This is a genomic window from Tahibacter soli, assembly GCF_025717065.2.
In the GTDB taxonomy this organism is placed as follows: domain Bacteria; phylum Pseudomonadota; class Gammaproteobacteria; order Xanthomonadales; family Rhodanobacteraceae; genus Tahibacter; species Tahibacter soli.
Genome location: NZ_JAOVZO020000003.1, coordinates 881,569 through 894,219, shown reverse-complemented (window position 1 = coordinate 894,219; position 12,651 = coordinate 881,569). Strand labels below are relative to the sequence as shown.

Annotated in this window: 11 protein-coding genes; 6 read left to right on the top strand and 5 right to left on the bottom strand. The window is 67.8% G+C overall.

What is annotated here, in order from left to right; translation table 11 throughout:
* Both OD750_RS06400 and OD750_RS06395 read right to left on the bottom strand, forming a co-directional pair.
* Positions 1 to 594, bottom strand: a complete 594-nt coding sequence (locus OD750_RS06400; RefSeq protein WP_263543427.1) for a GNAT family N-acetyltransferase — start codon at positions 592 to 594, stop codon at positions 1 to 3.
* 9 nt (positions 595 to 603) lie between these two features.
* On the bottom strand, positions 604 to 2,424 hold the full coding sequence (locus OD750_RS06395) for a DUF885 domain-containing protein (RefSeq protein WP_263543426.1): 1,821 nt from the start codon (positions 2,422 to 2,424) through the stop codon (positions 604 to 606).
* Positions 2,425 to 2,605: 181 nt separating this feature from the next.
* On the opposite strand from OD750_RS06395, the gene OD750_RS06390 reads away from it, so the two are divergent.
* Entirely contained in the window at positions 2,606 to 3,457 is an 852-nt protein-coding gene (locus OD750_RS06390) for a 23S rRNA (adenine(2030)-N(6))-methyltransferase RlmJ (RefSeq protein ID WP_263543425.1), read from the top strand.
* 39 nt (positions 3,458 to 3,496) lie between these two features.
* Here the strand turns inward: OD750_RS06390 and OD750_RS06385 are convergent, their stop codons facing one another.
* Positions 3,497 to 5,317, bottom strand: a complete 1,821-nt coding sequence (locus OD750_RS06385) for a DUF885 domain-containing protein (protein ID WP_263543424.1) — start codon at positions 5,315 to 5,317, stop codon at positions 3,497 to 3,499.
* Positions 5,318 to 5,513: 196 nt separating this feature from the next.
* Between OD750_RS06385 and OD750_RS06380 the strand changes: the two genes are divergently transcribed.
* Entirely contained in the window at positions 5,514 to 6,014 is a 501-nt protein-coding gene (locus OD750_RS06380; protein WP_263543423.1) for a Slp family lipoprotein, read from the top strand.
* A 32-nt stretch (positions 6,015 to 6,046) separates the two neighbouring features.
* Here OD750_RS06380 and OD750_RS06375 read toward each other — a convergent pair whose 3' ends face one another.
* Both OD750_RS06375 and OD750_RS06370 read right to left on the bottom strand, forming a co-directional pair.
* Positions 6,047 to 6,955 (bottom strand): cation diffusion facilitator family transporter, encoded by a 909-nt coding sequence (locus tag OD750_RS06375; protein WP_263543422.1) that lies wholly within the window; start codon positions 6,953 to 6,955, stop codon positions 6,047 to 6,049.
* 123 nt (positions 6,956 to 7,078) lie between these two features.
* On the bottom strand, positions 7,079 to 8,560 hold the full coding sequence (locus OD750_RS06370) for a rhomboid family intramembrane serine protease (RefSeq protein WP_263543421.1): 1,482 nt from the start codon (positions 8,558 to 8,560) through the stop codon (positions 7,079 to 7,081).
* Between the two features lie 84 nt (positions 8,561 to 8,644).
* Between OD750_RS06370 and greB the strand changes: the two genes are divergently transcribed.
* From greB to OD750_RS06350, 4 genes are all read left to right on the top strand, one after another.
* Positions 8,645 to 9,157 carry a transcription elongation factor GreB gene (gene greB, locus OD750_RS06365; RefSeq protein ID WP_263543420.1) on the top strand — a complete coding sequence of 171 codons (513 nt, stop codon included), beginning with the start codon at positions 8,645 to 8,647 and terminating at the stop codon, positions 9,155 to 9,157.
* Between the two features lie 72 nt (positions 9,158 to 9,229).
* Positions 9,230 to 10,336, top strand: a complete 1,107-nt coding sequence (locus OD750_RS06360) for a sensor histidine kinase (RefSeq protein WP_263543419.1) — start codon at positions 9,230 to 9,232, stop codon at positions 10,334 to 10,336.
* A complete protein-coding gene (locus OD750_RS06355) occupies positions 10,333 to 11,451 on the top strand; it encodes a sensor histidine kinase (RefSeq protein ID WP_263543418.1) in 1,119 nt (372 codons plus the stop codon). The genes OD750_RS06360 and OD750_RS06355 overlap by 4 nt, the downstream gene beginning before the upstream one ends.
* 8 nt (positions 11,452 to 11,459) lie before the next feature.
* Positions 11,460 to 12,596, top strand: a complete 1,137-nt coding sequence (locus OD750_RS06350) for a sensor histidine kinase (protein ID WP_263543417.1) — start codon at positions 11,460 to 11,462, stop codon at positions 12,594 to 12,596.
* The last annotated feature ends 55 nt before the right edge of the window (positions 12,597 to 12,651 follow it).

Below are 12,651 nucleotides of genomic sequence, written 5' to 3'. Positions count from 1 at the left end.
TCATGCCGGCTCCAGCGCGCGCAGCCAGAACGCCAGGCGGTGCGGCGTCTCGCCGCGGTCGAGTTCGTTCCACGGCAGTTCGCACGCGAGATCGTCGCGCCGCGCGTAGCCGCGCTTCGTCCAGAACGCGTCGTTGTCGCGATGGCCCGGCGGCCGGCGCGGATCGTTCGCGTCGCGCTGCACGGCGCAGAACGCGGTCGTGCGAAAGCCGCCGCAAGCGCGCGCATGCGCCTCGCGGCGGTCGAAGAACGCGTGGCCGAGACCGCGCCCGCGATACGCCGGCAGCAGCACCGATTCGCCGAAATAGAACACGTCGTCGACGCCGATGCCGTGCGCGGCGAACGGCGCCCGGAACGCGTCGGTCTCGTCGGCGAGCGGCAGCGCGGTCGACGCGCCGACGACCGCGTCGCCGTCGAAGACGAGCACGAACAGGCTGCGCGCCGAGCGCGTATACGTCGCCAGATACGTCGCTTCGTAGGCCGCGTCGCCGTCGTACAGATACGGCCAGTCGCGGAACACGGCGATGCGCAGCGCCGCGACGCGGTCGAGATGCGGCGCGACGTGCGCGCCGGTATACGTTTCTACCCTGAGCATGTTTCCCGATCAGCCCGCCTTCGTTCGCGCGATCCAGCCGTCGATCACGCCTTCGAGCAGCACGAGCGGCAGCTCGCCGTTCGTGAGCACCTGGTTGTGGAACTGCCGCAGGTCGAACTTCGAGCCCAGCGCGGCCTTCGCGCGCTCGCGCAGCTCCAGGATCTTCAGCATGCCGATTTTATAGGCGAGCGCCTGTCCCGGGAACACGAAATAGCGTTCGATCTCCGCGACCACGTCGGCCTCGGCCATGCCGGTGTTGTCGCGCATGTACGCGATGGCCTGCTCGCGCGTCCACTTTTTTGCATGGATGCCGGTGTCGACGACGAGCCGCACCGCGCGCACCATTTCAAAGCGCAGGCGGCCGAGGTTGTCGAGCGGATCGTTCTCGAAGCCGAGCTCCCACGCGAGCCGCTCGGCATAGAGGCCCCAGCCTTCGGCGAACGCGGTGAATCCGAGGATGCGCCGGAAAAACGGCAGGTCGGTGAGTTCCTGCGCGATCGTGATCTGGAAGTGGTGGCCCGGCGTGCCCTCGTGATACGCGAGGCTGCGCATGATGAATTTCGGCACCTCGGCGGTGTCGCGCGTGTTCGCGTAGAACACGCCCGGCCGCGAGCCGTCGAACGCGCCCGACATGTAATAGCCGATCGGCGCGGTCGCCTGCGAATACTCCGGGATGGCGCGCACGTCGACGCCGAGCTTCGGCCGCACGTCGAACGCGGAGCCGAGCCCCTTGTCGATCTCGTCGAGGATCTGCTGGAAGCGCGCGATCATCTCGCGGCGACCTTCAGGGGTGTTCGCGAACAGCTGGTCCGGCCGGCGTCCGATCTCGCGCACGCGGTCGCCGATCGTGCCCTCGGCGAGGCCCTGATCGCGCAGGATCGCATCCATTTCAGCGCCGACGCGCGCCACGTCGGCGAGGCCGATCTCGTGGATCGCCTCGGGCTTCATGTCGGTGGTGGTGTGCTGGCGCACGCACCACGCGTAGTACGCGTCGCCGTTGGGCAGGTGCCATGCGCCGAAGTTGCCCTGCGCCTTCGGCGCGAGCGCTTCGAAATGCGCGATCAGCTTCTTGTACGACGGATAGACCGACGCGTTGACGGCGTTCTCGACGTCGCCGAGGAAGCGCTCGCGCGTGGCGGCGTCCATCTCGCCGGCCGGAATCTTGTCGAGCTTTTCCTTGAACGTCGCATACAGCACGTTCTGCCTCGCCGGCGTCGCGGCGAACTCGCGCATCTGCACGAGCACCTTCTCGACGGTGAACTGCGGCGGGATCACGCCCTTGGCCTCGTAGCCGGTCAGGCTTTCGATCACCTGGTCGAACTTCACCGGAAACTTCGAAAGGCGCGCGAGGTAATCCTTCGCTTCGCGAGCGTTCGTCACCTGATGCGTCTCGGCCATGAAGTTCGGCAGCGTGCTCTGCACGCCGAACATCTGGTTGACCGGAAATTCGTAGCCGCGAAACGCGTCGCCTTCGATCTGCAGGCGCAGAAAATACTCGAGCGCGTCGTACGACAGCCGTGCCTTCTCGTCGATCGCGCCGCGGTCGTACGAGCGCAGCATGTCGTATGTGTCTTTCGTCAGGTCGAACGCGCGCTGCACGCCGGCGGGCGACGCATCGTCGAGATCGTCGCCGTAGAAGTCGAGCCACGGCGGCACGATGCGCAGGTCCGACAGCATTTCCGGACTTTCCAGCGCGAACTTCGCGAACGCGCGGCCGTAGAACCAGTCGATCTTCGCCGGCTTGAAGTACCACACGTGCACGAACAGCGCGCCGACGCCGACGATCAGCACGGACAGCAGAATACCGAGCCACTTGAACACGCGTTTCATGTGCAGCTCCGAATGGATGTTCCCCGATGGGCTCGCGGACACTCGCGCAGCCGGCACCCGCGGGTAGGTGCCGGAAGTCATGGATGCGCGAATGCGCCGGAAGGTTGGATGCCGTCCGTCAAGCGTTGTCCGCCACAACGCCGTTCCCCATACTGATGTCCGCAACGCAACGGAGCGCGTCATGAACTACCGCCACGCCTATCACGCAGGGAATTTCGCGGACGTGCTCAAGCACAGCGTGCTGGTCGGCCTGATCGAAGCGCTCAAGCAGAAGGCGACGCCGTTCTGCTACATCGACACGCACGCCGGCAGCGGCCGCTACGACCTGCGCGGCGAAGAAGCGCTCAAGACCGGCGAACACGCCGACGGCGTGCTGCGCCTGCTCGAAGCCACGCGCCTGCCCGCCGCGCTGCACGTGTACCTGAACCTCGTGCGCGCGCTCAACGCCCATCGGCCGGCGCACGATCTGTCGGTCTATCCCGGCTCGCCGCTGATCGCGAGCCTCCTGATGCGCGAAAACGACCGCGCGCAGCTGTGCGAGCTGCAGCCGGACGAATGCGCGCGGCTCAGGGAACTGTTTCGCGGCGACGCGCGCGTCGCCGTGCACGAGCGCGACGGCTACGCCGCGCTCAAGGCGATGCTGCCGCCGAAGGAAAAACGCGGGCTCGTGCTGATCGATCCGCCGTTCGAGGCGCAGGATTCGGAATTTCGCGTGATCGAAGCGGCGCTCGCCGCGGCGCGCACGCGCTGGCCGAACGGCGTCTACGCGATCTGGTATCCGATCAAGCTGCGCCAGCATCTGCAGCCGTTCTATCGCTGGCTCAAGACCTCGGGCTTCACCAAGGTGCTCGCCGCTGAGCTCCTGCTGCATCCGGACAATTCGGCGCTTCGGCTCAACGGCACCGGCATGGTCGTCGTCAACGCGCCGTGGAAGTTCGACCAGCAGCTCGAAGAACTGCTGCCGGTACTGACGCAGCACATGGCGCAGGGCCGCTTCGGCCAGCACGGCGTGGAGTGGATCGTCGGCGAATGACGCGCCGCGCGCAGCGGCGCGGCGCGTCATCGCCCGAGGTTACGCGCCCTTCGACTTGGCGATCCAGTCGTCGATCACGCGTTCGAGCAGCACCATCGGCAGCGAGCCGACCGTCAGCACCTGGTTGTGGAACTGGCGGATGTCGAACTTCGGACCGAGCGCCGCCTTCGCGCGCTCGCGCAGCTCGAGGATCTTCAACATGCCGACCTTGTAGCCGAGCGCCTGGCCCGGCATGACGAAGTAGCGTTCGATCTCGGCGACGACGTCGGTTTCGACCATGCCGGTGTTCTCGAGCATGTAGGCCACGGCCTGTTCGCGCGTCCACTTCTTCGCGTGGATGCCGGTGTCGACGACGAGGCGCACGGCGCGCATCATTTCGTCGCGCAGGCGGCCGAGGTTGTCGAGCGGATCGTTCTCGAAGCCGAGTTCCCACGCGAGGCGCTCGGTGTACAGCGCCCAGCCTTCCGCATACGCAGTGAACGGCAGCACGCGGCGGAAGAACGGCAGGCCCGTGAGTTCCTGCGCGATCGTGATCTGGAAGTGATGGCCCGGAATGCCTTCGTGATACGCGAGCGTGCGCATCGTGAACTTCGGCATTTCCGCTACATTGCGCAAATTGGCGTAGAACACGCCGGGACGCGAGCCGTCGAACGCGCCGGGCTGGTAGTACGCGCCGGGCGCGGTCGCCTGCGAGAACTCCGGCACCGGACGCACTTCGACGCCCACTTTCGGGCGCACGTCGAACGCGGGACCAAGCTTGCCGTCGATGTCGTTGAGGATGTCCTGGAAGCGCTTGATCAGTTCCTGCTTGCCTTCCGGCGTATCCGGGAACAGCTGGTCCGGACGCTTGGTCAGCTCGCGCACGCGGTCGCCGATCGTACCTTCGGCAAGACCCTGGCTCTTCAGGATCGCGTCCATCTCGCCGCTGATGCGCGCGACTTCGGCGAGGCCGATCTCATGGATCTGATCGGGCTTCATTTCGGTCGTCGTGTGCTGGCGCACGCACCATTCGTAGTACGCGTCGCCGTTCGGCAGATGCCACGCGCCGAAGTTGCCCTGCGCCTTGGGCGCGAGCGCTTCGAAATGCGCGATCAGCTTCTTGTACGACGGATAGACCGACGCGTTGATCGCGCCCTCGACTTCGCCGAGGAAACGCTCGCGCGTGGCGGGGTCCATCTGGTCGGCCGGAATCTTGTCGAGCTTTTCCTTGAACGTGACGTAGAGCGTGTTCTCCTTCGCCGGCTTGCCCGAGAAGTCGCGCATCTGCGTGAGCACCTTCTCGACCGTGAACTGCGGCGGCACGATGCCCTTGCCTTCGTACAGGTCGAGGCCTTCGATGACCTGGTCGAACTTCGCCGGGAACTTGCCCAGGCGCGTGACGTAGTTCTTCGCCTCGCCGGCGTTCGTGACCGGGTGCTGGTCGGCCATGAAGTTCGGCAGCGCGCTCTGGATGCCGAACATCTGGTTGACCGGGAAGCCGTAGCCGCGGAACTTGTCGCCTTCCACCTGCAGGCGCAGGAAGTATTCGAGCACGTCGTACGAGAGCTTGCCCTTGTCGTCGAGCGCGTTGCGGTCGTACGAGAGCAGCGTGTCGTGGCTTTCCTTGACCAGCTCGAACTGGCGCTGGTCCTCGGCCGGCGACGCGTCGGCGAGATCGTCGCTGTAGAAATCGAGCCAGGTCGGCAGGATGCGCATCGACGAGAGCATTTCGGGGCTCGACACCGCGAACTTCGCGAACACGCGGCCGTAGAACCAGTCGATCTTCGCCGGCTTGAAGTACCACACGTGCACGAACAGCGCGCCGATGCCGACGACGAGCACGAGCAGCAGAATGCCGAGCCATTTGAACAGGCGTTTCATAGGATTCCCCAAGACCCTTGATGATGTTGCGTGATGATGCGTTGTCGCGGGACAGTCTCGCAGCCCGCGCGAAAGTGCAAAATGCCGGAAGTAACGCGATTGTTGCAGCATCATCGCATCGCGATGACACCCGTCGCTAAATCCCCGTTCAGCGATGGCGGACAATAGTCGGCCATTCGCCCCGTCGAAACCGCCGATGAATACGACCGCCCGACTCGCCGCCGCCCTGTCCTGCCTTGCGCTCGCCGCCTGCGCGACGACCGGCCCCGTGCTGATGCCCGCATCGCCGCCCGTCGCCGCGATGCCGCACGAAGTGGCCGCGACGCCCGAAAACTACGCCGACCAGACCGTGCTGTGGGGCGGCATGATACTCGCGGTGTCGAACCTCGCCGACAGCACGGAAGTCACGGTGCTCGGCTATCCGCTCGACCGCGCCCAGCGCCCGGTGCCGCGCGCGGCGACGCAGGGCCGCTTCATCCTCGTGCTGCCCGGCTACGCCGAGCGTCACGACTACCCCGACGGCCTGTTCGTCACCGCGACCGGCAGCCTCGCCGGCACGCGCGTCGGGCGCGTGCAGGACAGCGAATACGTCTATCCGCTCGTGCGCGCCGAACACGTGCACCGCTGGCCGGCGGGCTACCAGTTCGACCAGCCGACGTGGCGCGTCGGCGTGGGCGTCGGCATCGGAATCCGCTGAAGCGCCCCGGTTCGCGGACCGGGGCACCGACATCAGTCGGCCGCGTCGGGCTCGAAGAAGCACCAGCGCACGTCCGGGAACTGCGCGCGCAGCGCGGCCTCGACGCGGTTGATGTCGTCGATCATGTCCCTGGGCGACAGGAAACGGCTCATCTCGGCCTTGATCGCGACCATCACATCGGGGCCGAGCTGCAGCGTCAGGAGGTTGTAGACCTTCTTGATCTCGGGCCGCTCGCCGAGGAACTTCAGCATCTCTTCCTTGACCCGCGGTTCGACGCCCTGCCCGATCAAGAGCGCCTTGACCTCGACCGCGATGAACACCGCGATGACGATGAGCAGCACGCCGATGCCGATCGAACCGATCGCGTCGTACACCGGATTGCCGGTGATCATCGTCGCGATGACGGCGACCAGCGCGAAGACGAGACCGAGCAGCGCCGCGAGGTCTTCGCCGAAGATCACGATCAGTTCGCTCTGGCGGCTTTCGCGGAACCAGCGCCACAGGCTCTGCGAGCCGCGCGCCTTGTTCACCTCGCGCACGCAGCCCCACATCGAGAACGCCTCGGCGACGATGCCGAACGACAGCACGCCGACCGCGAGCCACGCCCACTTGAGCGGCTCGTGCGAGTGCAGCTTGTGGATTCCTTCATAAATCGAAAAAATGCCGCCGACGCTGAACAGCATCAGCGCGACGAGGAACGACCAGAAATAGATCGCCTTGCCGTAGCCGAGCGGAAAATCCGGCGACGGCGGCTGCTTGGCGCGCTTCAAGCCCAGGAGCAGGAGCCCCTGGTTGCCGCAGTCGGCAAGCGAGTGCACCGCTTCGGCGAGCATCGAACCCGAACCCGTTACGATCGCGGCGAACAGCTTGGCGACGAAGATCGCGAAGTTCGCGCCGAGCGCGTAGAAAATCGTCTTGACGGAATCTGCTTTGCCGGCCATTGCCGCTCCCTTCCCCGCTCCTGTTGGCAGCGGCGGAGTCTATCATCGGCGTCTTGCCGCAGGAGGCCCCTCTCGGCCGCCAGGCGTAGGCCGCGAGCGCCGGTCCGGCGCCCTTCGAACCGGTCAGCCGGCCTGCGCGAGCAGAAAAGTCGCCTTCTGCGCGACCGGACTGGCCGGAAACTTCTCGATCACGAACGCGAGGTCGTCGCGCCACGGCGGCGACGATTCGGGATGGCGCCGCGCCAGATCCAGCAGCGCGTCGGGCAGGCCCGGCAGCGCGCTGTGCCGCGCGGCGAGCGCCCGCAGCACGAGACGCGCGTCGGCATCGGCGCCGATGCGCGTCCAGGCGCGCGCGAGGACGAGCATCAGCGCGGGCTCCAGACGCACGCGGTCGCCCGTCGCCTTGCGATAGTCGTCGAACAGTTCCTTGAGCTTGTGCACGACGGGTCCGGACTGCGGCAGCGACAGCGCGTGCCGCGCGGCCTTGTGCATCCCGTCGAGATCGTTCGCGTAGCGCGCGCAGCGGTACAGCGCGATCCGCACGTCCGGCGACGGCGGCCCGGCCGAGTCGAGCTTTTCGAGGATGGCGCGCGCCTGCGCGATTTCGAGCTTGCCCAGGTGCCCGAGCGCCTGCGCCAGATCGGTCTGCACCTGTTTGACCTGCTCGGCTTTTTCGTCCTCGTCGAGAAAATCGCGCCGCTCCCAGCGCAGCGTGCGCACACCGAACGCGAGCAGCGCGCCGCTGACGATGCCGCCGGCGTGCGCATCGAACGCAACGTTGCTGCCTTCCGCGAACAGCCATTGGAACACTTCCCAGCCGAGCCACACCGGCAGCAGCACGAGCGCCGGCGCGCGCACGTAGTCGAACACGACGACGAACCAATAGAAGAAGCGCACCTTGCGCATGCCCCACAGCACGCAGTACGCGCCCATCAGCGCGGCGATCGCGCCCGACGCGCCGACGAGATAGCCCGGATCGCCCCAGCGCAGCATCAGGCTCACGAGCGACGCGCCGACGCCGCCGAGCAGGTACACCGCCGCGAACAGCGCTTCGCCGAGCGCGCCTTCGACGAGGAGGCCAAGGATCACCAGAAACACCATGTTGCCGACGAGATGCCCGATGCCTCCGTGCATGAACATCGCCCAGAGGATGCGCGACGGGCTCAGTTCCTGGTAGTTCAGCGCGTGCGAATCCGTAAAGCGCCGCCCCCACAGCGCGTCGAATTCCGTGCGCTCTTTTTTCCACGACTCGTAGTTTTCGGCCTGCGGCGTGACGACCGTCCCGCTGCGCAGCGCCGAGAGAAACGGCTGGTCGGACTGCAGCACGAGCACCGCCATGGTGCTGCCGGCCGCGAGCGCCTGCTCGACGAACGCGGCACGCTCGGCCGCATCCTTGCCGCCGTGCGCGCGCAGCCAGTCGCGGTACGCCGGAAACTCGACCTGCGCCAGGCCGCTGTCGCCGTAGAACGCGAGCGCGCGGCGCGTGGCAGCGCCGTCCTGGCTCTGCAGCGCGAAGAACACGAAGAAATTCGCCAGCACGAGCGCCAGCGTGACGAACGGAAAATTGCGCCGCGTAAGGCGGCGATGCAGCGGCAGTATCAGCAAGGCGTTCCCCCGGGTACGCGAATATTGTATCGGCCGGCGCGCGCGCCGCTACAATCGCCGCCCGTTCCGTACGACGATTCCGCCATGAGCCGTTGGCGTCCGCCGCAAGCCGCTTCGACCGCGATCATCACGCGCGAGGGCAACGCGCGCCTGCGCGAGGAGTTCGAGTACCTGTGGCGCAAGCTGCGGCCCGAAGTGGTGCAGGCGCTCAGCGCCGCCGCGGCCGAGGGCGACCGCTCCGAAAACGCCGAGTATATCTATCGCAAAAAGCAACTCGGCGAGATCGACCGGCGCGTGCGCTATCTCACCAAGCGCCTGCAGACGCTGAAAATCGCCGACGGCGCGCCGACCGACCGCAGCGCCGTATTCTTCGGCGCGTGGATCGACGTGGAGGACGACGACGGCGCCGTGCACCGCTATCGCATCGTCGGCCCCGACGAAACGGACGCCGCGCGCGGCTTCATCAGCATCGATTCGCCGCTCGCGCGCGCGGTGCTGAAAAAACGCGTCGACGACGAATTCGAGGCGATGCTGCCCTCCGGCCGCGCGACGTTCGTCGTCGTCGCGGTGTCGTACGAGGCGCCGGACGGTGCCTGAACGCACGTCGCGCAGCCGCCGTGCGCACCGGTCGCGTTCGCCGGCCGTCCGCGCGGCGTCCGGCGCCGGCCGATGAACCGCGAGCGGCCGGCCGCCGTCAGGCGTTCGATCGCGATCTGCGCGGCGTGGTTCGCCTATACGCTGCTCGACGCGCTGCAATACCGCGCGTTGTGGATCGACGAGTTCCCGGGCCTGACGTATCTCGCGGTGCTGCAGATGCTGATGGTTCGGACGCTCGCGATCTGGATTCCGCTGACGTTCGCGTTTTTCGCCGTCGCGCGGCGCGTGCCGCTGACGCACGACCTGTGGCCGCGCGGCGCGATCAGGCTCGCGGCGGTGCTGGCGATCGCGCTGGTCGCGCAGGATTCGCTGCTGTGGCTGACCAATCACTGGCGGCCGGCCTTCTACGCCGGCTGGAACGCGCCGGCCGCACCGCTGGCGCGACATCTCGCGCGGAGCCTCGCCGGCTATCATTTCGAACTCTGCGTGATCGCTTTCGTGTGCTACGCGTGGACGCATCTGCGCGTGACCCACGAGAGCCGTCTGCGCATCGCCGAACTCGAACGGAGCGTGGCCGGCGCGCGTCTCGACGCGCTCTCGGCGCAGTTGCAGCCGCGTTTCCTCTTCGACGCGCTCGACCTCATCGCGACGCTCGCGCACCGCGATGCCGACGCGGCCGACCGCGCGCTGATGTCGCTGTCGACGCTGCTGCGCTTCAATCTCGCGAGCGCCGCGCACGAGACCACCGTCGACGCGGAAGTCGCGCTCGCGACCGACTACTTCGCGATCGAACGCGCGCGCGGCCACGGTTTCGACGTGCGCTGGTCGGTCGATGCCGGCAGCGGGCGAGCGCTGGTGCCTGCGCTGATCGTGCAGGCGCTGGCCGAATACGTCCTGCACGCGCACCGCGTTGCGCTGCATGTCGCGATCGCGGCGCGCGGCGAACGGCTCGCGATCGAGGTTCGCGCCGAACCGGTCGCGCCGCACGCCGCGCACGCCGCGCCGCCGGCCGACGTCCTGGAGCGGCTGCGCGGCCTCCACGGCGGCGATCACGTGCTCTCGGCGGGCATCGATGCGGCCGGCCGCCGCACCGTCCGCGTCGAACTGCCGTTGCGCATCGCGCCCGAAACGCAGGCGCCTGGAAAACGCGCGCCCGAAACGCGGCCGGCCGACGCATGACCGCCCGTCGCGCGATCGTCCGGGAATGGGTCGTGGTCGCGGCCGGCTGGACCGTCTACGCGCTGACCGACGCGCTGCACGCGTACCTTCTGCGGATGCCCGGCGAGCCGTATCAGTCGTTCTCGCTGCATGCGCTGAACGACGTGCCCGACGCGCTCGTGTTCTGGACGCCGCTGACGCTTGCATTTCTCGCGCTGTCGCGACGCCTGCCGCTCGCCGGCGCGCTGTGGCCGTGGGGCGTCGCCAAACTCGTCGCGGCGACGGTGGCCGCGGTCGTCGCGCGCGCCGCGTACGGCTATCTGATCGAACCGATCTTCGCCGAGGCGTATTCGCCGTTCGATCCGCTGCCGCCGTTGCCGGACGGCTTGCTGCGTGCGATCTACCTGCAGCAGACCAAGGTGCTGCTGGTCGTCTGCCTGTGCTTTGCGTGGGTGCAGATCCGGCGCACGCACGAAAACCGCCTGCGCATCGCCGAACTCGAAACGCGCCTGGCGCGCGCGCGCCTCGACGCGCTGTCGGCGCAATTGAATCCGCACTTTCTTTTCAACGCGCTGAACTCGATCGCCGAGCTGATCCATCGCGACGCGCAGGCGGCCGGGCACATGCTCAAGGCGCTCGCGACGCTTCTGCGCTTCAGCCTCGCCAATCCGCGCGACGAGATTCGCGTCGGCGAGGAAATCGCGCTCGCGGCGCATTTCCTGTCGATCGAAAAGATCCGCTACGGCGATCGCCTCGACGTGCGCTGGTCGGTCGACGCCGACTGCGCCGACGCGCTCGTGCCGGCGCTGATCCTGCAGCCGCTCGCCGAGAACGCGGTCGTGCACGGCATCGCGCGGCGGCGCGCGGCCGGCACCGTCAGTATCGCCGTCCGGCGTTCGGGCGCGATGCTCGTCGCCGAAGTGGGCAACGACGCGCCCTCGGCGCCCGCGCCGCCCGCGCCGGGCCACGGCGTCGGGATTGCGAACGCCCGGGATCGGCTAAGCTGCCTGTACGGCGACGCGTGGACGCTGACGCAGGGCCTGCGCGACGAGCGGTATCTGGTGCGCATCGAACTGCCGCTGCACGACACGCCGACGCAGGCGAGACCGCCGCGCGCCGCCCCGCCTATCGCATGAACGACGCCATGCCCCGACTCAGAAAGAACGCCGCCGCCGTAGCCGTCGTCACGCTGGTGTGGTTCGCCTACGCGCTCGTCAACGCGGCGCAGGTGCACGGTCTGGAGACGGCGAACGACCCGAACGTCACGTATGCGATGTGCCTCGAGCTGCTGCTGCCCGGCGCGCTCCTGTACTGGACGCCGCTGACGCTCGCGTTTCTCGCGCTCGCGCGGCGCGTGCCGCTGACGCGCGAAACGTGGCTTTCGAGCGGCCTGACCCTCGCCGCCGCCGTCGCCACGGCCGTGCTCGCGCGCGCGGCGTTCTCGTGGCTCGCGCATCCGCTCGTCGACGGCATCTACGCGCCCTGGCACGAACCGCTGCCGCCGCCGGGCATGCTCCTCAAGCAGGCGTTCTTCTACAGCCACACGAAGATTCTCCTGATCGTCTTCGTCTGCTATCTCTTTGTACATCTGGAAAAGACGCACCAGAACCGCGTGCGCATCGCCGAACTCGAAACGCGCCTCACGCGCGCGCGGCTCGATGCGCTCGCCGCGCAGCTGCATCCGCATTTCCTGTTCAACGCGCTGAACTCGATCGCCGAACTCATTCACCACGACGCCGACGCCGCCGACCGCATGCTGGTCGCGCTCGGCGGCCTCTTGCGCTACAGCCTCGCCAGCCCCGAACACGAGATCACCGTCGCCGAGGAAACCGCGCTCGTCGCCCAATACCTCGCGATCGAAAAGATCCGTCTGGGCGAACGGCTCGACGTGGCCTGGTCGATCGACCCGACGTGCGCCCAGGCGCTGGTACCGGCGCTGATGCTGCAGCCCCTGGCCGAGAACGCGATCGTGCACGGCATCGCGCGGCGGCGCGCGCCGGGCACGCTCGCGCTGACGATAGCGCGCGCCGGCGAACGCCTCGTCATCGAAGTGCGCAACGACGGGCGCGCGGCGCAGTCGCCGCCGCGCACCGGCGGCAGCGGCATCGGGCTTTCCAACACGCAGGATCGGCTGCGCTGTCTTTACGGCGACGCGTGGGCGCTGCATTTTTCGACCGGCGACGACGAACGCTCGACCGTGCGCATCGAACTGCCGCTGCGATTCGCGCCGGCGGCGCGCGAAGCGGCGTCCGTGCGCCCGATCGCACCCGTCGAGGGATGAACGGCACCGTGGCGTGCTCGAACGTACGCACTGCCCTTGTATACCGTCGCGGCGT